This is a genomic window from Pseudomonas sp. BIGb0558, from assembly GCF_024807515.1.
Lineage (GTDB): Bacteria > Pseudomonadota > Gammaproteobacteria > Pseudomonadales > Pseudomonadaceae > Aquipseudomonas > Aquipseudomonas yamanorum_A.
Window position 1 is genome coordinate 69,604 of sequence record NZ_JANUEW010000024.1, and the last position, 20,522, is coordinate 90,125.

Sequence of the window (20,522 nt, forward strand, 5' to 3'; positions counted from 1 at the left end):
ATCTTACCCATAACCCGGGTATGAGGCGATCCAAATGTGGGAGCGGGGCCGCTTGCTTATTTGTGTGTCCCGACCCACTCCAGCGCCGTACGCCAGATGCAGATTCCCAGAAAGTACGCCGACATCAGCGACCACAACCCAAAGGTCCACGGGTTGGTATTCGGGTAATCCACCACCATCAAAAAGCTGCACAGCAGCCAGATGGTGGTGACGGCGATATTGATCGGCATGAAGCGCTTCACCCGGAACGGGTGCAGGAACTTCATCGGCGTCACGGTCAGCAACGCCAGGCCGATCACGGTGAGCAAAGTGACCCAGGCATCCGGCTGGATGATATAGACGCACAGCGCCACCACGTTCCACGCAGCGGGGAAGCCGACGAAGTAGTTGTCCTTGCTCTTCATGTTCACGTTGCAGAAGCAGAACAGCGACGACACCAGGATCACCGACACCGTAAACAGGTGGGTGAACTCCGGCAGATCGATGTAGCGATAGATGAACAGTGCCGGGATAAACACGTAGGTGAGGTAATCGATCACCAGGTCCAGCACCGAACCGTCGAAGCTTGGCAATACCGTGCTGACATTCACCCGTCGCGCCAGTGAGCCGTCGACACCGTCCACCACCAGCGCCAGGCCCAGCCACAGCAGGCAGGCCTTGGGTGAGTTTTCCAGCAGCGCCAGGGTGGCCAGGAAGGCCAGGACCACGCCGGTGGCGGTAAAACCATGGGCGCCCCAGGCCTTGAGACGGGCTACATGCAGGGTCGATATCACAGGGGCGTTCTCCAAAGGGTGAAACAGGGCAGCCGACGGGGTAACACCGTCGAATCTGGCCAGAGTGTGCAAGTATCGACCGGGAAGGGTGGGATAAGGTTCACCACCCGGCGTAGGTTAAGCGTAGCAAGCGTAAGACGTTTCGGCATCAGCCTTGACGGAACACCAGTGCCTTTAATCCGCTTTGCGGGTCGATATCGGGAAATTCCGGCGGGTTTTCCAGCCGCTGGTCAAAGCGCAGGCCAGGCGCTTCGCGGGTTACGCCGTCGATCAGGAAGTCTTCGCCGAAGGCCGGATCATTCATGCACGCCAGCACCGTACCCTGGGCCGTGAGCAAATCCGGCAGACGGCGCAGTACGCGCTGGTAGTCCTTGGTCAGCAGGAAACTGCCTTTCTGGAAGGAGGGCGGGTCGATGATCACCAGGTCGTACGGGCCGCTGTGGGTGACCTTGGCCCAGGACTTGAACAGGTCGTGGCCAAGAAAGCTCACCTTGCCCAGGTCATGACCATTGAGGCGGTGATTGTCGCGGCCCCGGCTCAAGGGGCCACGGGCCATATCCAGGTTCACCACATGCTCGGCGCCGCCTTCGATGGCGGCCACGGAGAAGCCGCAGGTGTAGGCAAACAGGTTCAGCACCCGCAGGCCCCGGGACTGTTCGCGTACCCAGTTGCGACCGTAGCGCATGTCGAGGAACAGCCCGCTGTTCTGCTTTTTGCCCAGGTCGATGAGGTAGCGCAGGCCGCCTTCGGTGATGATCAGTTCGTCGACCGCCTCGCCCAGCAGCCATTCGGTGGTGCTTTGCGGCAGGTAGCGGTGTTGCAGTGCCACGGTATGGGCACCATAGGACGACCAATCGAACTGCACCAGCATCTGCTTCAACGCCTCAAGCTGTGCAGCCTCGGGCTCCTTGAACAGCGAGACCAGCACCACGCCTTGCAACCAGTCCACCGTCAGCTGTTCCAGGCCCGGCCAGCAGCGGCCACGCCCGTGAAACAGGCGCCGGGTCTCGGCGGGGACGGTGTGCAGGGCGGTCAGCAAATGGGCGTGCAGGGTGGCGAGTGCGTCTGGGTTCATCGGGCAACGTCGGTCATTGAGCGGGCGGCATTTTAAACACAATTGCGGGCTTTCAGGGAGTTGAAGCACAACGTGCTCTGAATTAGACGATTGGCAGTGATTTGTGCTCAAAAGGATTGGTTGGACGGCTTACAACAGTCAAAAAATCCCTTGGCACCGACATAAACTGGAAAAAAAGCCCGGAGGTGCCCATGAACGGTTTTGCGAGTGCAGTGAGTCACACAGCGATGGACCAGGAAGAACTGGCGGAATGGCGCGATGCCCTGGCCTCCCTGGTGGCCAACGCCGGCGCCGCCCGGGCCCGGGAGATCCTCGACATGCTGGCGGACGCCGGCGGCGCGCCGCACATCGCCTGGAAACCCCGGCACGGCACGCCTTATATCAATAGCATCGCCGTGGACCAGCAACCGCCGTTCCCCGGCGACCTGGCCACCGAAGAGCGCCTGGCCTCGGTGGTGCGCTGGAACGCCCTGGCCATGGTGGTACGCGCTAACCAGGCCTATGGCGAGCTGGGCGGCCATATCGCCAGCTACGCCAGTGCGGCGGATTTATTTGAAGTGGGCTTCAACCACTTCTTTCGCGCCCGCAACGACGGTTTTGGCGGCGACCTGGTGTTCTACCAACCCCATTCCGCCCCTGGCATCTACGCCCGCGCCTTCCTTGAAGGCCGCCTGAGCGAAACCGACCTGGCCCACTATCGCCAGGAAATCGGTGCCGGCAAGGCGGGCGCCCGGGGCCTGTCCAGCTATCCGCACCCGTGGTTGATGCCGGACTTCTGGCAATTTCCCACCGGCTCCATGGGCATTGGCCCCATCAGCTCGATTTTCCAGGCGCGGTTCATGCGCTACCTGCAACACCGTGGTTTGCAGGACACCACCGACCGTCACGTCTGGGGCGTGTTCGGCGACGGCGAGATGGACGAGCCGGAAAGCATGTCGGCCCTGACCCTGGCGGCCCGCGAAGGCCTGGACAACCTGACCTGGGTGGTCAACTGCAACCTGCAACGCCTCGACGGCCCGGTGCGGGGCAACGGTCGGATCATCGACGAGCTGGAAGCCTTGTTTGCCGGGGCCGGCTGGAACGTGATCAAACTGGTCTGGGGTTCGGACTGGGACGCCTTGCTGGCCAAGGACACCGACGGCGAACTGGCGCGCACCCTGTCGCAGACCGTGGACGGGCAATTCCAGACCTTCGCCGCCAAGGACGGTGCCTATAACCGTGAACACTTCTTTGGCCAAAGCGAGGCGCTGTCCAAGCTTGTCGAAGGCATGAGCGATGAACAGATCGACCGCCTCAAGCGCGGTGGCCATGACATGGTCAAGATCCACGCCGCCTACCACGCCGCACGCCGGGTCAGCGGCAAGCCCACGGTGATCCTGGCCCAGACTAAGAAGGGCTTCGGCATGGGCGAGGCCGGGCAGGGCAAGATGACCACCCACCAGCAGAAGAAGCTCGACCGCGAAGCCTTGATCGCCTTCCGCAATCGCTTCCAGTTGCCGCTGTCGGATGAGCAGACCGAATCCCTGAGCTTCTACAAACCGGCGCCGGACGGCCTCGAAATGCGTTACCTGCACCAGCGCCGCGCCGACCTCGGCGGGTATGTGCCGAGTCGCGGCCAGCAGGCGCCTACCGTGAGCGTGCCGCCGGTGTCGGGCTACGGCGCGTTTGCCACCCAGGCGGACGGCAAGGAAATGTCCACCACCATGGCCTTTGTGCGCATGCTCACCAATCTGCTCAAGGACAAGGCCCTCGGCCCGCGCATCGTGCCCATCGTCGCCGATGAAGCGCGCACCTTCGGCATGGCCAACCTGTTCAAGCAGATCGGTATCTATTCCAGTGTCGGCCAGCGTTACGAGCCGGAAGACATCGGCTCGATCCTCAGCTACCGCGAAGCCACCGACGGGCAGATCCTCGAAGAAGGCATCAGCGAAGCCAGCGCCATCAGCTCCTGGGTGGCGGCGGCTACCAGTTATTCGGTGCATGGCCTGCGGATGCTGCCGTTCTACATCTATTACTCGATGTTCGGTTTTCAGCGGGTGGGCGACCTGATATGGGCCGCCGCCGACCAGCGTGCCCGTGGCTTCCTGCTGGGCGCCACCGCCGGGCGCACCACCTTGGGTGGCGAAGGCTTGCAGCACCAGGACGGCAGCAGCCACCTGACCGCCGCCACGGTGCCCAATTGCCGCGCGTACGACCCGGCGTTTGCCGGTGAGTTTGCAGTGATCCTCGACCATGGCATGCGCCAGATGCTGGAGCACGATGTGGACGAGTTCTACTACGTGACCCTGATGAACGAAAACTACCCGCAGCCGAGCCTGCCGGCAGGCGTCGAAGTGGCGATTATCAAAGGCATGTACCGGTTGAGCGGGCAGACCGGCGGCAAGGTGCGCCTGCTTGGCTCCGGCACGCTGGTGCGTGAAGCCCAGGCCGCGGCGCAGTTGCTGGCAGATGATTGGCAGGTTGAAGCTGAAGTGTTCAGTGTCACCAGCTTCAGCGAACTGGCGCGGGATGCTCGTGAGGTGGAGCGCTGGAACCGTCTGCATCCGCAACAGCCGGCGCGGTGTAGTCATCTGGCGGAGTGCTTGCCCAAAGGCGCGCCGGTGGTGGCAGTGTCTGACTATGTAAGGGCGGTGCCGCAGATGATTGGGTCGTACGTGGATTCGGCTTATACCGTGCTGGGCACTGACGGCTTTGGTCGCAGCGATACCCGGGCGGCGCTTCGGGATTTCTTTGAGGTGGATCGCTATCACATCGTGCTGGCGGCGCTGACAGCGTTGGTGGAGCAGGGGAGTCTGGACAGGCAGGTTTGCCAAGAGGCGATAGAGCGTTATGGGTTGCAGACCGATCGCGAGCCGTCCTGGACCTCCTGAGCGACAAAGATCTAAATGTGGGAGCTGGCTTGCCTGCGATAGCGGTGTGTCAGTCACCAACGATACAGGCTTACCCACCGCTATCGCAGGCAAGCCAGCTCCCACATTCGTTTTGTGTTGTCGCCTAAATACTGGCTATCAACGGCGCCCCAAAAGACTCCCGCAGAAACCCCGGCGCGATATACCGCTCGTAATGCGCCTCGGACAGCAGGAAAAACTCCCGGTCAATCGCATCCCGCAGATCCGCCAGATTGCGCTCGCGAAACTCTGGCAACAGCGCCAACCCATACGCATCCAGCTTGGAAATCACCCGCGCGCCCCGGGCAATCAACTGATACGCCCAGCAGTACGGCGACTGGTGGGGCACAAAGCGAATCTTGCGGTCTTCCAGTTGCTGGCGCAGGCGTTGCGGGTCCAGCACCTGCAGCTTGCTGGTCATCACCTGCACCAGCAGCTGTTCCAGGCGCAGCCACACCGCCTGTTTCTCCTCGGCGTTGTAGCCGTTCCACTGAATCACTTCATGGTGATATCGCTTGCAACCCCGGCACACCAGGTCTCCGTAGACGGTGGAGCACAGGCCGACGCAGGGTGTCTTGATGGTTTGATTGGGCATAAAAAAGCATCGACAGTTAAAACAACACGGCCCCCGAAGGGGCCGCTTTAAATCAATCCCAGCTCAGCGCGCCGCCGGTCTGGTACTCGATCACACGGGTCTCGAAGAAGTTCTTCTCCTTCTTCAAGTCCATGATCTCGCTCATCCACGGGAACGGGTTAGTCGTCCCTGGATACTCTTCCTTCAACCCAATCTGCGACAGACGACGGTTCGCGATGAACTTGAGGTAGTCCTCCATCATCGCCGCGTTCATGCCGAGTACGCCGCGCGGCATGGTGTCGCGAGCGTATTCAATCTCCAGCTGAGTCCCTTGCAGGATCATCTGGGTCGCTTCTTCCTTCATCTCGGCATCCCACAAATGCGGGTTTTCGATTTTGATCTGGTTGATCACATCGATACCGAAGTTCAGGTGCATCGACTCATCCCGCAGGATGTACTGGAACTGCTCGGCCACCCCGGTCATTTTGTTGCGACGGCCCATGGACAAAATCTGGGTGAAGCCGCAATAGAAGAAGATGCCTTCCAGTACGCAGTAGTAAGCCACCAGGTTACGCAGCAACTCTTTATCAGTCTCGACGGTACCGGTTTCGAACTTCGGATCGGAGATCGAACGGGTGTACTTCAAGCCCCAGGCAGCCTTTTTGGCGACCGATGGAATCTCGTGGTACATGTTGAAGATCTCGCCTTCATCCATGGCCAGGGATTCGATGCAGTACTGGTAGGCGTGGGTATGGATCGCTTCTTCGAAGGCCTGGCGCAGGATGTACTGGCGGCACTCCGGGTTGGTGATCAGGCGGTACACGGCCAGCACCAGGTTGTTCGCGACCAACGAGTCGGCGGTGGAGAAGAAGCCGAGGTTGCGCATCACGATGCGGCGCTCGTCGTCGGTCAGGCCTTCAGGGTTTTTCCACAGGGCGATGTCGGCGGTCATGTTGACCTCTTGCGGCATCCAGTGGTTGGCGCAGCCGTCGAGGTATTTCTGCCAGGCCCAGTCGTACTTGAAGGGTACGAGTTGGTTGAGGTCGGCGCGGCAGTTGATCATGCGCTTTTCGTCAACGGCGACGCGGGCGGCGGAGCCTTCCAGCTCGGCGAGGCCTTCGGCGACGTCGAGTTTGTCCAGCGCAGCCTTGGCGCGGATGATCGCGGCCGAGTCGTTGGCGGTCACGTTGCGGGCTTCGAGGGCAGCGGCAGCGCCGGCGCCGTCAAGGCGGTCCATGTTGGCTTCGGTGGCGTGGCCGGCGTTGGCGCCTCGGATGACTAAGTCACCGGTGTCTGGTTGATCTGCTTCATCCCAACTCAGCATTGAATTACTCCTTCCTGGTCCGTTTGACGGCGTGACCGCGTTCAAAAATGTGCGTTTTGCAGGCTTCAAGGCATTGAAATACTGCGCATAGTGTGGTCGATATACTGCGTTCCTGCACACTATGTAGTGGTTGTCTGTGTTTGTGGGCACACTATATGGTGTGTGTTAACGATGGTCAACGCGTAGGAAGGGTCTGATGGTCGCAGGGACATGACCAAAACTCACACCCCCATGACTTTTAATGGTTACGGCTGCCGCCCGGGCCAGTGCTAAAAATTCGCCAACCAGCTCCCCATAACAAAAAAGAGCGTTTGCGAAATGAAAGCACTTGATCTGTACATCGGCGAAGGCTTCGAAGGCCCAGGCGTCAATGCTGCCCACATCAACATCCTCATCGGCCCGCGCAACGGCCCGGCCGGCCAGGCGTTCGCCACCAGCCTGGCGTCCCCAAGCCAGGGCCACTGCCCGTTCATGGTGATTGCCCAGCCGAACATCCCGGTCAAACCCATGACCCTCTACGTCAACAAGGCCGCCATCGGCAGCGACCTGCACGGCAATGCCACCTGGGGCGCGTCCCAGGCCGGGATCGCCAAGGCGGTGCTCGAGGCCTTGCTCGACGGCACCCTGCCGCCGGAAGCCTGCGACGAGTGGGCCATCGTCACCGCCAACTGGGTCAACCCGGCCTGCGATGACCTGGATGCGGTCTACCTGAACAACTACAACGCCTGCCGCACCGCGATCCGCGCCGCCCTTACAGGCTTGCCGCACACCGCGCAACTGGCGGATGTGGTCAACCACATCAGCAACCCTTTCTACACGCCAAAAGCCTGAGGACTGTCCCATGCAATATATCCGTTTGGGCAACTCCGGCCTGCAAGTCTCGCGCCTGTGCCTGGGCACCATGAACATGGGCACCCCGGATTGGAAACCGTGGATCTTCGACGAGAAACAAAGCGAACCCATCGTCGCCCACGCCCTGGCCAACGGCGTCAACTTCATCGACCTGGCCGACTTCTACTCTGCCGGCGTCGGCGAGGAAGTGGTGGGGCGCATCCTCAAGCGCGTTGCCCGCCGTGAAGACATCGTGGTCACCACCAAGGTCGGCTACGGCACCCGCAGCGGCATCAACGCCAGCGGCCATTCGCGCAAACACATCATGGACAGCATTGACGCGTCCCTGAGCCGCCTCGGCATGGATTACGTCGACGTGTTCATGCTGCATTACTTCGACGTGAACACCCCCGTGGAAGAAACCATGGGCGCCCTCAACGACATCGTGCGTTCCGGCAAGGCCCGCTACATCGGCGTGTCCACCATGCTCACCGGGCAACTGGCGAAAATCCTCATGGCCTGCGAGCGCAACGGCTGGGTCAAGCCGATCAACATGCAGCTGCAACTGAACTGCGCCTACCGCGAAGAAGAGCGCGAGATGATCCCGTTCTGCCGCGACCAGGGCCTGGGCGTCTCGGTGTTCAGCCCGCTGGCCCGTGGCTTGCTCACCGGTGAAGTGCAGTCCACCCGCAACCAGACCGACTTCTTCACCCAACAGATGTACAGCGACCAGGCGTCCTTCGACATCGCCCACTCGGTGCAACGTGTGGCCCGTGCCCGTGGCGTGTCGAATGCGCAGATCGCCCAGGCCTGGGTCGCCAATCACCCGGGTGTGGACGTGATGCTGGTGGGCGCCGACACCACCGAACAGTTTGACAGCGCGCTCGCCGCCCTCGACACCCAACTCGACGCCGAAGAACTGCATGAGCTGGAACGCAACTACACACCGTGCGACGTGATCAACGACTACACCGCCGGCAAACGCATCCTGCGCAGCGCCCGTCCGGGCCTGGACCGCTTTAACCTGATAGAGGCCGTGGCATGAACCCGCTGATTCGCACAGGCAATTTCATCGATGGCCAATGGTCCAGTGGTGGGCCGGTTTACCCGGTGCTCAACCCGGCCAATGGCGCGCAGATCGCCGAGGTGCAACGCGCTGGAGCCGAAGAAACCAACCTGGCCATTGCCGCCGCCAACCGTGCCTTGCCGGCCTGGCGCAAACTGACCGCCAAGGAACGCAGCCAGCGCCTCAAGCGCTGGAGCGACTTGATGCTGAGCAACCAGAAGGACCTGGCCAACCTGCTCAGCCTGGAGCAGGGCAAGCCGCTGGCCGAAGCCATGGGCGAGGTGGTCTACGCCGCAAGCTTCCTCGAATGGTTTGCCGAAGAAGCCAAGCGTGCCTATGGCGACGTGATCCCGAGCCACAAGGCCGATGCGCGGATCATCGTGACCAAGGAGGCGATTGGCGTGGTCGCGGCGATCACCCCGTGGAACTTCCCGCTGGCCATGGTCACCCGCAAGGTCGGCCCGGCGCTGGCGGCGGGGTGCACGATGATCCTCAAGCCGTCGGAAGAAACCCCGTTGTCGGCCTTCGCCCTCGCGGTGCTGGCGGAGCAGGCCGGGATTCCCGCCGGTGTGTTCAACATCGTGTCCGGCGATGCCGTGGCCATTGGCGGCGCGCTGCAATCCTCCAGCATAGTGCGCAAGCTGTCGTTCACCGGCTCCACCCGCACCGGCAAACTGCTGATGCGCCAGGCCGCCGACACCCTGAAGAAGGTCTCCCTGGAACTGGGGGGCAACGCGCCCTTTATCGTGTTCGACGATGCCGACCTGGACGCCGCCGTCAAAGGCGCCATGGCCTCCAAGTTCCGCAATACCGGCCAGACCTGCGTGTGCGTCAACCGCTTCTTTATCCAGGACAGCGTATACGATGCGTTCACCCGCAAACTGGCTGAAGCGGTATCGCAGATGCGCATCGGCAGCGCCCTGGACGGCGAAACCGAACAGGGCCCGCTGATCAACGCGGCTGCGTTGGCCAAGGTTGAAGCCCACGTCGGCGATGCCCTGGAGAAAGGCGCCAAGCTTTTGTGCGGCGGCCGTCGACACGCCTTGGGCGGCACGTTCTTTGAGCCGACCATCCTCACCGAAGCCCACGGTGAAATGCTGATCGCCCAGGAAGAAACCTTCGGCCCGGTGGCCGCGTGCTTTCGCTTCAAGGACGAAGCTGAAGTGCTGCAACGGGCCAATGACACGCCATTCGGCTTGTCGGCCTACTTCTACAGCCGCGACATCGGCCGGGTATGGCGCATGGCCGAAGGCCTGGAAGCGGGCATGGTTGGGATCAACGAAGGGATTATCTCCACTGAAGTCGCCCCGTTTGGCGGGATCAAGGAATCGGGCCTGGGCCGTGAAGGTTCCAAGTACGGCCTGGAGGATTACCTGGAGATCAAATACCTGTTGATGGGCGGTCTCTAACCCCATTCCCCCAAACACCACAAATCCCCTGTGGGAGCTGGCTTGCCTGCGATAGCGGTCTGTCAGCCTCCCATGATCAACCTGACCCACCGCTATCGCAGGCAAGCCAGCTCCCACAAAAAAGCTCACACACCACCACCCTCGGCCTGCCCGCTGTTACTCCGTCAAAAACAAAAATAGGGAGAACACCATGTCCACTCAATCGATCAAAATCGACGACCTGCCAATCGGTCGCTTCCACCTTAAAATCGCCGGCCTGACCTTCGGCGCGCACTTCACCGACGGCTACATCCTTGGCCTGATCGGCATTGCCTTCACCTTGCTCAGCCCACAGATGCAGCTGGACGCCTTCTGGCAAGGCCTGATCGGCGCCTCCGCCCTGATCGGCTTGTTCATGGGCAGCCTGTTTTTCGGCTGGATCTCCGACACCCTCGGCCGGCAGAAGATCTTCCTGGTCAGCTTCATCCTGATCACCGTTGCCTCGGTGATGCAGTTCTATGCCGAAACCGCCATGGGCCTGTTCCTCTGTCGGGTGCTGATCGGTATCGGCCTGGGCGGCGACTTCAGCGTCGGCCACGCCATGCTCGCCGAGTTCTCGCCGAAGAAACATCGCGGGGTGCTGCTCGGTTCGTTCAGCGTGGTGTGGACCGTCGGCTACGTGGCCGCCACCTTCGTCGGCACGGCCATGCTCAGCCTCGGTGATGATGCCTGGCGCTGGATGCTCGCATCGTCGGCAATTCCCGCCGGGCTGATCCTGATCGCCCGCATCGGCACCCCAGAATCGCCGCGCTGGCTGGTCAACCAGGGCCGGATTGCCGAGGCCCGGGCCATCGTCAAAAAGCACCTGGGCGAGCATGTGGTACTCGACGAAGAACCGTCGACGCAAACCCGCTCCGGCTACGGCGTGCTGTTCAGCCGCGAATACCGCAAGCGCACCGCATTCAATTGCCTGTTCTTCGTGTGCATCGTGATGCCGTACTTCGCCATCTACACCTTCCTGCCGTCGATCCTGCAGAAGATGGGCCTGGCCGAAGGTTTTGGCACGGAGTTGATGCTCAACCTGCTGCTGATCATCGGCGCGTTGATTGGCATCTGGTGCACCGTGAAATTCTCCCGGCGCGGCTTCCTGATCAACTCGTTCATCATCCTTGCGGCGGCGCTGTTCCTGCTGGCGGTATTGCCGGGCAGCATGGCGTGGCTGATGGTGCTGACGTTCGGCGTGTTCACCCTGGTGCTGTCGGCGGTGAGCAACCTGGTGGGTGTATTCCCGGCGGAGAGCTTCCCGACTGAAGTGCGGGCCAGCGGCATCGGGCTGGCCACGGCGGTCAGCCGGCTGGGCTCGGCAGTCAGTACCTTCCTGTTGCCGGTGAGCGTGGCCGGGATCGGCCTGAGCCCGACCATGGGCATCCTCGCCGCGATCCTGGTGTTGGGCGCCATCATCTCCTGGGCCTGGGCGCCGGAGACCAAGGCGTTGACGTTGAGCCAGGCGTGCAAGGCGCAGAGCCCCGTGGACGAAAACCTGTCTGCGAAGGGGAGAGTTAAGGTTGTAGCGCCGATATGAAACCGGCGATTAGTAATCGTCATGGTCTCGTCTATGAAGGGCGGCATGAACGGCGTACCTTACACGCCAAATTTCATTAGCCTGCCGTTGAGTGGAGCCAAGTCATGGACGAGATCACTTATCGAATCAATGCCAACAACGATGTAACGATGATGATCGATAGGTTTATGGAGCCTAAAAATCGTTATCAGAGTTCATGGAAACCGCATTACAGGGAAACAGTAGATGAGGTGAAGTCCGCCATCGACAAAGGCCGTGTGGGCGATATCGTCGACAGAATCTGGCTTACTCCGAACAATGGCGTATGTAATATCGGGCAGGGTGGATTGGGAGCGGAGTCCATCAACGGTTTACGTGAGGAATTCAAGGCGTTGACGCTTGAGATCGCAGCCGACGGCACTCCTGAGAAGTATCAGCAGGTTTTGCTTAGACTAATGAAATGGCGCGATGACAAGCTAACCAAAAAGCTCCCCAGGCTGTTGATAGGTCGCGCGTTCGCGACCCTCCATCCCGAGGTTTATCACACGCTGGTTGCACCTCATATGCAGGACAAGGTTTCTCAATGGCTGACTGAAAATACCGGATTTTCTGTGCCTGACGGCAACTGGGCTCATAAGGCTCAAGCGTTGGCAAAACATCTAGGCTCTTTATCGATTTTCAGCGATAAAACGCTGGAACGTAATATGTTCCCCTGGTTTGTATTCGAGCAGTTGCGCAATAAAAAACACGTAGTCTCATTCAAGGCCGGGCATACAAAGCGGCCTGATGAAGCCTATTACGATTTACCGGCTGCTCAGCGGAAAGTATGGTTACGGCACAATAAGCTGCAAACCGAGTTGTTTCGGTTGTTGGATCACGAGTTTAAAGGGCTTGTGGGAACCGAGCAGTCATCGGGTTCCGGCGGTTATGCCGATGCGCTGGTCCGCTTCAGTGACAATCGGTGCTTTTTGTACGAGATCAAAGTGGCGTCGACCGCGGCCCGAGCGGTTAGAGATGCGCTCGGGCAATTGCTTGAATACGCATATCGCCCAAAGGGGCTTGAACCGGAAAAGATGTTCATTGTCGCCGAGCCCGAACTCGATTCGGGCACTAACCAATTTATTCAGAGATTGAACACTGAGTTCGGATTGAAGCTTCAGTACATGCGAGTCACATTGCCTGACGACGGCACATTCAGGGATTACTCACCCGGTTCAACCACTGCGTAAACAACCGAACCTTGGATAATCCCTGCTTGTCACTCGCCACATCCAGCCAATAGCCGTACGGGCCGATCACCTCAACCGGGGTGATCGGCAGCAGGCTGCCATTGGCCAACTCGCGTTCGATCATCTGCCGGTCGATCACCGCCAGCCCACCGCCGGCCAATGCGGTGTGGATCACCTGGTCCAAGGTGCTGAATTCCAGGCCCTGTTCTGCATCGATATCGTCCCGGCCCATGGCCGCCAGCCAGTTTTCCCAGACCTTCAAACGCTTGCCGTCGTGCAGGATGTGCAGCAGCGCAAAGCGCCGCAGGTCGGGCGGCTGACCGTCGCTGAACAGTTCCGGGCTGGCGACGGCGATGTGCCGTTCCATCACCAACAGTTCACTGCTGCAATGGGGGGCCGCTTCCAGGCCGAAGCGGATCTGGCAGTCGATTTCCGCCAGGCTCGCGTGACTGTTCTGGTGGGTGACGCTGAGGTTGATGTCGGGGTAGCGCTCGCAAAACCGGCGCAGGTGTGCGGACAGCCAGCGGGTGGCCCAGGTCGGCGGGGCGACGATGCGCAGGCGTTGGCGCAGGTTGGGTACGCGCACGGCTTGCAAGGCGCGTTCGATATGGTCGAAGGCGTCGCTCAGGTGCGGGGAGAGGGCGAAGCCGGCTTCGGTCAGGGACAGGCCCTGGGGCGTGCGGATGAAGAGGGCGACGCCGAGGTAGTCTTCCAGTTGTTTGATCTGGCGGCTGACGGCGCCCTGGGTGACGTTGAGGCCCACGGCCGCCTGGCTGAAGCTGCGGTGGCGGGCGACTTCTTCGAAAACCCGAAGCATGTTGAGGGAGGGCAGTTGGCGCATGAAAGGGATTCCACACTTATTGTTTTTATGGTGTTGGTACTGACGCTATCGCAGGCAAGCCAGCTCCCACATTTTGACCGCGGCGCCGATCGAAATGTGGGAGCTGGCTTGCCTGCGATGAGGCCAGTTGAAGCGCTACAGAGCTTAAGTCAGAAGTAGTACCCAATGTTCATATACAACTGATTCTCCCACTGGTTACTCCCCCCAGCCCCCAGACTCTCGGTATAGCTGCTCCCACCAATATACGGATCGTTCTTGCCGATCAACCACTCCGTGGCCACCCACAATTTGCTGACCGAAAACGAAGTACCCAGAATCACCCGCTGCGAGGTCTTGAACTGGTCCTCGGACTTGTCAAACGCACTGTAGTTGGCATACAGCTTCACGCCGCTGATCTGGTCAAACAGGTACTTGCCGCCCACGTCATAGCTCAGGTCCGCGACATACAAATTACCCCGGCTGGCCACGTTGAAGGTGCCGTCGTAACCGCCCAGCGTCACCACGCTGTCGGTGCCTGGGTTACGCGGTGACATCTGCTGCCGCGCCGCCTGCAATTGCACGCCCCACGGTCCGTTTTTGCCCAGGTAGTGGATCGCCACGGCGTTGCGCCGGCCATCGTTGTTGGTGTCTTTGTTTTCCAGGGTGGAGGTCAGGCCGGACAGCCCGACTTCCGACTTCCAGTTGCCCAGGTCCATGGCCTTGGCCACCCGTACCACCACGGTGTTGCGTTCCTGGTTGTTGCTGCCGTCGCCGACGTAGCTGTCGGCCTCGGAGATCACGCTGGAATAGGTCACACCCTTGCTGGTGCCTTTGCCTTGCCACGCCGGGCGCAGGTAGTAACCGGCCTGGATGTTCCAGTCGCCGCTTTGCTGGATGTACTTGGCGCCGACCTGCTGCACATCTTCCAGGCCAATGACGTTGCCCAGGGTTTCGTAGAAGGTGCTGCCGAAGTACGGTTGCAAGCCAAACGGCACGGTGTTCAGACCCACCTGCACCTGCTGGTCGGGGTTGAACTTGTAGCCCACCCAGGCGAACTTGGCGAACTGGATATCGCCGTAGTTCTTGGTGTACTGGTACGGGTACGAGCGCCCGTAGAACCGGTACTGCGCCTCGCCGATCCAGGTGTCGGAGTTGTACTTGGCGCTGAGGAACGCGGTGTCGAGGCCGAACTTCTGGATGCCGCGATCCGGGTCGTAGTCCCAACGGGCGCGCACGGCGCCACCGAGGTCCAGGTTGTCGGTGACTTGAATGGCCATGGCCGGTGCCGCAAGGGCGCCGAGCACAGGGACCAGAGCGATGTAACGAAGGGTTGGTCGCATGGTTTTGCTCTCGTTATTGGTTATTTTCTGGCAACAGCAGCCCCTTGCCGCAACGAACGCTGCGACGCGGGGTAAAGGGTTGACTCACTGGGCCTGGGGGCGAATCAGCCGCAGCGGCGGGCCGGCGGCAGGCAGCTCCGAGGCGCCGGGGGCGGCGGCCAGCAAGGTCTGGGTGTAGGTGTTCTGCGGCCGCAGCAGCACTTGCTCGGCAGTGCCGTACTCGACCACTTCGCCCTGGCGCATCACCGCGATGTAGTCGCTGATCTGCGCCGCCACCCGCAGGTCGTGGGTGATGAACAGGATGCTCAGGTTCAGCCGCTGCTGCAGTTCGGCCAAAAGCTCCAGCACCTGCTTTTGCACCGACACATCGAGGGCCGACACGCTCTCATCGGCGATCAACACTTCCGGGCGCATCGCCAGGGCGCGGGCGATGCCGATGCGCTGGCGCTGGCCACCGGAGAACTGCCGGGGCTTGCGCTTGAGGGCGTCACGCTTGAGGCCTACCTGTTCCAGCAGGTCACCGGCTTCGGCCCATGCATCCTTGGCCGACAACCCGCGCAACTGCGCGGCGCGGGCGATGATGTCGCCCACCCGGTGCCGAGGATTGAGGGAGCCGTACGGGTCCTGGAAAATCATCTGGATGCGCCGCCGATTCGCCGCCAGTGCAGAGCCGCGCAGGGCCAGGAAATCGGTGTCGCCGACCCACACATGGCCGCTGTCGCTGTCCACTAAACGGATCGCGGCCTTAACCAGGGTGCTTTTGCCCGAGCCGGATTCGCCAACAATCGCCAGGGTCTTGCCCCGTGGCAGTTGCAGCGAGACGTTGCGCAAGGCCGCCACGGAGCTGCCGCCGACGGTGTAGGTCTTGGTCAGGTGCTCGATGCGCAAGGCAAGCTCGCCGTCGGCACTCGGCGTGTGCAACTCCGGATGCAGCGCCGGCACGGCGGCGATCAGCTTGCGGGTGTAGGCGTGGGCCGGGGCATTCAGCACCTGGTCGCGCTCGCCGATTTCCACCAGCCGGCCGCCTTCCATCACCGCGATACGGTCGGCAATCTGCGCCACCACGCCGAAGTCATGGGTGATAAACAGAATGCCGTGCTGCCCGCGACCGCGCAGTTCGCGCACCAGTTTCAGTACTTGCGCCTGAGTGGTCACGTCCAGCGCGGTGGTGGGTTCGTCGGCAATCAGCAGGTCCGGGTTCATCGCCAGGGCCATGGCGATCACCACCCGCTGGCATTGGCCGCCGGACAGTTGATGGGGAAAGCTGTTGGCGATGCGTGGCGGGTCCGGCAGTTGGGTCGATTCCAGCAACGCCAGCATGCGCTCGCGACGTTCGGCCGCCGGCATCTGTGGCGCGTGAATATCGAAGATCTCTTCCACTTGCTTGCCGATGCGGATCGCCGGGTTGAGCGCCGCCATCGGCTCCTGGAAAATCATCGCGATGCGATTGCCCCGCAACTGGCGCAACCGTTCCTCATCGAGGGTGCAAATATCATCGCCGAGAAAGTCGATCACGCCTTCGGTATGCCGCAACCCCTTGGCGTAGTCGCCCATGATCGCCGCCGACAGCACCGACTTACCCGAGCCGGACTCACCGATCACGCAGAGGATTTCGCCCTTGCGCACGTCCAGGCTGATGCCCTGCACCGCATGGCTGCGGTCGGCGCCTGCGGGCAGTTCGATGGACAGGTTCTCTACCCGCAGCACTTGTGTGTGGTTCATGCTCAACTCCTTGCGCCTTTCTGGGCGTGTTCATCCAGGCCGTCCGCCAACAGGCTCAGGCCCAGCATCAGGGTGGAGATGGCGATGCACGGGAAGATCACCAGGTGCGGGAAGGCGATGGCCATGGCGCGGCCGTCGTTGATCATGCCGCCCCAGTCCGGTGTGGGTGGCGGCAGGCCGAGGCCAAGGAAGCCCAGGGCGCCGATCATGATCGCGGTGTAGCCGATGCGCAGGCAGAAATCGACAATCAGCGGCCCGCCGCAGTTGGGCAGGATTTCCACCAGCATGATCCGCAGCGAACCTTCGCCCTGGGTGATGGCGCTGAGCACGTAGTCCCGGGAGCGGATGTCGATGGTCAGGGCGCGCATGATCCGGAAGATCGCCGGCGCGCTGGTGAACGTCACCGCAATCAGGATATTCAGCGCCGAAGCGCCGAGGGCGATGATGATCACGATGTACAACACCAGCACCGGGAACGACAGCACGGTGTCCGCCACATACGACAGCACGCTGTCGACCCAACCGTTGAAGTAACCGGCGCACAGGCCCATGGCGATGCCCACGGCAAAGGCGGTGAGGGTGGCAAGGATCGACCAGAACAACACGGTGCGGGTGCCCCAGATCAGCCGCGAGAGAATGTCACGGCCAATCATGTCGGTGCCCAGCAGAAAGCTCTGGCCGTTGTCACCGGTGGTCATCGGGGTCAGCAGCGGGGTGAAGCTTTCCAGCGGGTCATGGGGTGCGATCCACGGCGCGAACAGCGCGATCAACACCCAGCCACCCACCAGCAGCAAACCCAGCAACGCCAAAGGATGTTTGAAGGAATGCAGCAGGTTCATTGGGCACCTCCGCCGAGACTGCGCAGGGTGATGCGCGGGTTGAGCCAGGTGTAGGCCAGGTCCGAGAAGATCTTGGTGATGCCCACCACCACCGCACTGACCATCGCGCAGGCTTCGATCAGGTACACGTCATGGTTCAGCGAGGCGGTGTACAGCAGCGAGCCGAAGCCCTTGTAGGCGAAGAACACCTCCACCACGATCACGTTCGACAGCAGCCACGGGATGTACAGCATGATCACCGTGACCGGCGCGATCAGCACATTGCGCAGGGCGTGACGCAGCACGATGCGTGAGGTGGACGCACCCTTGAGCCGCGCGGTACGGATGTACGGCGCCTGCATCACTTCCACCATCGAGGCCCGGGTGATCCGCGCCAGGTAGCCGATGCCGAACAGGCACAGCACCATCAAGGGCAGCACCAGCTGCACGGCGCTGAAACCGTCGCTCATGCTGCTCACACCGGGCAGCCAGTTGAGCCAGAACACGAAGATCGCCGACACAAACACTGCGCTGGCGAAGTCGGGAATCGAGGTGGTGACGATCGACAGGAACGACACCAGCCGGTCCAGCGCCGAGCCCTGGCGAATCCCGGCGAGCACGCCCAGGGTCAATGCCACCGGCACCATCACCAGCAGCGCCAGGCCGGCCAGGGTCAGGGTTTGCGCGAGGTTCGGCAGCAGCAGCTTGATCACCGATTCGCGAAAGTACACCGAGGTGCCCCAGTCGCCGCTGACAAAATCCTTGAGCCACACCAGGTAGCGCCACACAAAGGGTTGGTTGTAGCCGTGTTCCACCAGCCACGCCGCACGCTGGTCGGCGGCGGAGTAGGGGCCGAGGACGTTGATCGCCACGTCTTCGATATTCAGTTCCAGGGCCAGGAACACGATCAATGACACCGACAGCAGGGTCGCCACCAGCGCCAATAACTTGCGCATCAGAAAATGAGCCATGGGTGCATGCTCCGACTGTTCAAGGGATGCCTGCCCGCGTGCGGGCAGGGAGGAGGGCGCGGCTAACTCAAGCGCTCATCCACACACTGTCCATTGGGTAGAAGTCGGAAGGGTGCACCTGGAAGCCCTGGACCTTTTTGCTCACGGCGGTGAACTTGTCGCCCCAGAACGGCTGCACGATCACGCAGGCGTCCTGCAGGATGCGCTCGACGTCTTCCATCGCCACTGCGCGCTGTTTCGGGTCGATGATGCCCATGGCCTTGTCCAGCGCGGCATCGAACGCCGGGTCGCTGTAATGGCTTTCGTTCCAGGCGCCGCCGCCACGGTAGGCCAGCTCCAGGGACATCACGCCGAGCGGGCGATGGGCCCAGTAGGTGAGGCTGAAGGCGGCCTTGTCCCAGATCGGCCAGTACTGCGCGGCGGGGATCACTTTGAGGTTGATGCGGATCCCGGCCTCCAGGCAGTTCTGTTGCAGGATCTGCGCGCAGTCCTGCTCGTAGCGGCCCTGGGTGTTGCCGACGATCAGGTCGATATCGATGCCGTTCGGGAAACCGGCCTCGGCCAACAGCTTCTTCGCCGCCGCCACATCGCGATTGCGCTTGGGCAGCGGGAAATATTCGGGGTGGGAGGGCGCCACATGGTGGTCTTCACCGAGGGTACCCATGCCGCGATAGGCGATCTTCAGCATCTGCGCGTTGTCGGCGCACAACACCACGGCCTTGCGAATGCGCAGGTCGGTGAACGGCTTCTGGTCGCAGGCCATGCGCATCACCACGGTTTGCGCGGATTTGCAGGTGAGCAGTTGCGCGCCGGGCAGACGCTTGGCCAGGTCCAGCTCGGCCACGGTCACGCGGTACAGCACGTCCACTTGCCCGGCTTGCAGGGCGGCGAGGTGGGTGGACACGTCGGTGCCCATGTCGACATAACGCAGCTCGTCGAGGTTCGCCGGTTTGCCCCAGTAATCGGCGCGCTTGGCGAAAGTCGCCTGCTTGTTCACGGCGAACGACGTCAGCTTGAACGGCCCGGTGCCCAGTGGGTTTTTCGCCCAGTCATCGCCGGCCTTGAAGCTGCGGTGCACGATGGCGCAGGTGAAGGCGTTGAGCATTTCCGGGATCGCCAGGATCGACCGCTTGAGCACCAGGCGGAACTGGAACTCGCTGACTTTCTCGAAGGCCTTGATGTCCTGGAACGCGGTGCGGTTCACCGACTTGGAGTCGGCGGCGATCCAGCGTTCGATGTTGTGCTGCACGTCATCCACGTTGAAGGTGTCGCCGTTGCTCCACTTCACGTTCTGGCGCAGGTTGAAGGTCCAGGTGGTGAGGTCTTCCGACGGGCTCCAGCTTTCGGCGAGGTACGGGTGGGTGATGTTGTCGGCGTCGACCCAGGTCAGGTATTCCACTGAGTTGCGCAACAGGTTCGAGGCTTCGATCCAGGTGATCAGCATCGGGTCCTGGATTTCCTGGATCGCGCAGGCAAACCGCAGGCTGCCGCCCTGGCGCGGCTCGGCGGCCTGGGCGTTGTTACCCAGCAGTGCGGAGCCGAGAAAGGTGCTGGCGCTGGCGACGGTAATGCCCAGCAGCGCGGCCGTGCGCAGGAACTGGCGGCGGTTGATTTCGCCGCTTTGCACTTGGGCACACAGATCATTTACGGCGGGATGCGGCGCGGCGCCGTCCAGGGTAGTCAAGTCTTTCATAAGCCTCTCCGGTACTTGCGAATGTGCGTTTTTTTGTTGAACCGCAAGGGTCAGTGGCAAGCGCCGCGAAGGCGCAGCCGGGACCTCTGTGAAGCCGGCAGGAGAACAAGGCGCAACGAAGTCGGGAGGGTGGCAATGGGATAGGACATAGGGCAGCTCTCATGTTGTTTTTATTAGAGATGCCCGCAGTTTTGTCATTTGCGCAAAGATCGACAAACGACAAATTCTGCGTTGGAACGTTCTATAAACGCATGTTACTCACCGATCCCAAGCCCACCCATCGATCTAAAGCCATTCATGCGCATGGCCCAAACTCACTCATGCGTAGCAGCTGTCGAGCCGTGGGGGGGGGGGGGGTTGGGGGTTTGGGGTAAAAACCCGACCAACCCCCCCCCCCCGGCCCCGCCGCGTAGGGGGGGGGGGGGTTTTGGGGGGGGGGGGGCACACAC

Annotated in this window: 16 protein-coding genes; 6 read left to right on the forward strand and 10 right to left on the reverse strand. The window is 61.6% G+C overall.

Annotation, left to right across the window (positions count from 1 at the left end; all coding sequences use genetic code 11):
• Nucleotides 1–56: 56 nt before the first annotated feature.
• Together pcsA and M2400_RS23760 are read right to left on the reverse strand one after the other, a co-directional pair.
• The gene (pcsA, locus tag M2400_RS23755; protein ID WP_177047796.1) at nt 57–773 is read right to left on the reverse strand and encodes a phosphatidylcholine synthase; all 717 of its coding nucleotides are present in this window, start codon (nt 771–773) and stop codon (nt 57–59) included.
• 148 nt (nt 774–921) lie between these two features.
• Entirely contained in the window at nt 922–1,848 is a 927-nt protein-coding gene (locus tag M2400_RS23760) for a class I SAM-dependent methyltransferase (RefSeq protein ID WP_259198387.1), read from the reverse strand.
• 191 nt (nt 1,849–2,039) lie between these two features.
• Between M2400_RS23760 and mdeB the strand changes: the two genes are divergently transcribed.
• Entirely contained in the window at nt 2,040–4,718 is a 2,679-nt protein-coding gene (gene mdeB, locus M2400_RS23765; protein WP_259198389.1) for an alpha-ketoglutarate dehydrogenase, read from the forward strand.
• 124 nt (nt 4,719–4,842) lie between these two features.
• On the opposite strand, the gene M2400_RS23770 is transcribed toward mdeB, so the two are convergent.
• On the reverse strand, nt 4,843–5,331 hold the full coding sequence (locus M2400_RS23770) for a DUF1289 domain-containing protein (protein ID WP_003208512.1): 489 nt from the start codon (nt 5,329–5,331) through the stop codon (nt 4,843–4,845).
• Nucleotides 5,332–5,383: 52 nt separating this feature from the next.
• Complete coding sequence (locus tag M2400_RS23775; protein WP_259198392.1) at nt 5,384–6,634, reverse strand: ribonucleotide-diphosphate reductase subunit beta; 1,251 nt, start codon at nt 6,632–6,634, stop codon at nt 5,384–5,386.
• A gap of 318 nt (nt 6,635–6,952) precedes the next feature.
• Here M2400_RS23775 and fae point away from each other — a divergent pair, with 318 nt between their 5' ends.
• The 5 genes from fae (at nt 6,953) to M2400_RS23800 (ending at nt 12,709) form a co-directional block, all read left to right on the forward strand.
• Nucleotides 6,953–7,465, forward strand: a complete 513-nt coding sequence (gene fae / locus M2400_RS23780) for a formaldehyde-activating enzyme (protein ID WP_177047804.1) — start codon at nt 6,953–6,955, stop codon at nt 7,463–7,465.
• A gap of 10 nt (nt 7,466–7,475) precedes the next feature.
• Nucleotides 7,476–8,510: an aldo/keto reductase gene (locus tag M2400_RS23785; RefSeq protein ID WP_169388176.1), complete on the forward strand. Its 1,035-nt coding sequence runs from the start codon at nt 7,476–7,478 to the stop codon at nt 8,508–8,510.
• Nucleotides 8,507–9,940, forward strand: coding sequence for an NAD-dependent succinate-semialdehyde dehydrogenase (locus tag M2400_RS23790; RefSeq protein WP_259198395.1), 1,434 nt, complete (start codon nt 8,507–8,509; stop codon nt 9,938–9,940). The genes M2400_RS23785 and M2400_RS23790 overlap by 4 nt, the downstream gene beginning before the upstream one ends.
• A gap of 190 nt (nt 9,941–10,130) precedes the next feature.
• Nucleotides 10,131–11,501, forward strand: a complete 1,371-nt coding sequence (locus tag M2400_RS23795) for an MFS transporter (protein WP_259198398.1) — start codon at nt 10,131–10,133, stop codon at nt 11,499–11,501.
• 104 nt (nt 11,502–11,605) lie between these two features.
• A complete protein-coding gene (locus M2400_RS23800) occupies nt 11,606–12,709 on the forward strand; it encodes a hypothetical protein (protein ID WP_259198401.1) in 1,104 nt (367 codons plus the stop codon).
• Here the strand turns inward: M2400_RS23800 and M2400_RS23805 are convergent.
• From M2400_RS23805 to M2400_RS23830, 6 genes are all read right to left on the reverse strand, one after another.
• Nucleotides 12,675–13,550: a LysR substrate-binding domain-containing protein gene (locus M2400_RS23805; protein ID WP_259198405.1), complete on the reverse strand. Its 876-nt coding sequence runs from the start codon at nt 13,548–13,550 to the stop codon at nt 12,675–12,677. The genes M2400_RS23800 and M2400_RS23805 overlap by 35 nt on opposite strands.
• 149 nt (nt 13,551–13,699) lie before the next feature.
• A complete protein-coding gene (locus tag M2400_RS23810; protein WP_029615849.1) occupies nt 13,700–14,869 on the reverse strand; it encodes a hypothetical protein in 1,170 nt (389 codons plus the stop codon).
• Between the two features lie 84 nt (nt 14,870–14,953).
• Entirely contained in the window at nt 14,954–16,591 is a 1,638-nt protein-coding gene (locus M2400_RS23815) for an ABC transporter ATP-binding protein (protein WP_177122164.1), read from the reverse strand.
• A gap of 2 nt (nt 16,592–16,593) precedes the next feature.
• Entirely contained in the window at nt 16,594–17,430 is an 837-nt protein-coding gene (locus M2400_RS23820) for an ABC transporter permease (RefSeq protein WP_177115885.1), read from the reverse strand.
• Nucleotides 17,427–18,380: an ABC transporter permease gene (locus M2400_RS23825; protein WP_177047818.1), complete on the reverse strand. Its 954-nt coding sequence runs from the start codon at nt 18,378–18,380 to the stop codon at nt 17,427–17,429. The genes M2400_RS23820 and M2400_RS23825 overlap by 4 nt, the downstream gene beginning before the upstream one ends.
• 67 nt (nt 18,381–18,447) lie before the next feature.
• Entirely contained in the window at nt 18,448–20,073 is a 1,626-nt protein-coding gene (locus tag M2400_RS23830) for an ABC transporter substrate-binding protein (RefSeq protein ID WP_259198411.1), read from the reverse strand.
• Between the last annotated feature and the right edge of the window lie 449 nt (nt 20,074–20,522).

Bases quoted from the DNA above. Each gene is read 5' to 3' on its own strand.
- M2400_RS23760 (WP_259198387.1), bottom strand. From the start codon at position 1,848: ATGAACCCAGACGCACTCGCCACCCTGCACGCCCATTTGCTGACCGCC.
- M2400_RS23795 (WP_259198398.1), top strand. From the start codon at position 10,131: ATGTCCACTCAATCGATCAAAATCGACGACCTGCCAATCGGTCGCTTC.
- M2400_RS23775 (WP_259198392.1), bottom strand. From the start codon at position 6,634: ATGCTGAGTTGGGATGAAGCAGATCAACCAGACACCGGTGACTTAGTC.
- M2400_RS23785 (WP_169388176.1), top strand. From the start codon at position 7,476: ATGCAATATATCCGTTTGGGCAACTCCGGCCTGCAAGTCTCGCGCCTG.
- M2400_RS23790 (WP_259198395.1), top strand. From the start codon at position 8,507: ATGAACCCGCTGATTCGCACAGGCAATTTCATCGATGGCCAATGGTCC.
- M2400_RS23820 (WP_177115885.1), bottom strand. From the start codon at position 17,430: ATGAACCTGCTGCATTCCTTCAAACATCCTTTGGCGTTGCTGGGTTTG.
- mdeB (WP_259198389.1), top strand. From the start codon at position 2,040: ATGAACGGTTTTGCGAGTGCAGTGAGTCACACAGCGATGGACCAGGAA.
- fae (WP_177047804.1), top strand. From the start codon at position 6,953: ATGAAAGCACTTGATCTGTACATCGGCGAAGGCTTCGAAGGCCCAGGC.
- M2400_RS23815 (WP_177122164.1), bottom strand. From the start codon at position 16,591: ATGAACCACACACAAGTGCTGCGGGTAGAGAACCTGTCCATCGAACTG.
- M2400_RS23770 (WP_003208512.1), bottom strand. From the start codon at position 5,331: ATGCCCAATCAAACCATCAAGACACCCTGCGTCGGCCTGTGCTCCACC.
- M2400_RS23830 (WP_259198411.1), bottom strand. From the start codon at position 20,073: ATGAAAGACTTGACTACCCTGGACGGCGCCGCGCCGCATCCCGCCGTA.
- M2400_RS23805 (WP_259198405.1), bottom strand. From the start codon at position 13,550: ATGCGCCAACTGCCCTCCCTCAACATGCTTCGGGTTTTCGAAGAAGTC.
- M2400_RS23825 (WP_177047818.1), bottom strand. From the start codon at position 18,380: ATGGCTCATTTTCTGATGCGCAAGTTATTGGCGCTGGTGGCGACCCTG.
- M2400_RS23800 (WP_259198401.1), top strand. From the start codon at position 11,606: ATGGACGAGATCACTTATCGAATCAATGCCAACAACGATGTAACGATG.
- M2400_RS23810 (WP_029615849.1), bottom strand. From the start codon at position 14,869: ATGCGACCAACCCTTCGTTACATCGCTCTGGTCCCTGTGCTCGGCGCC.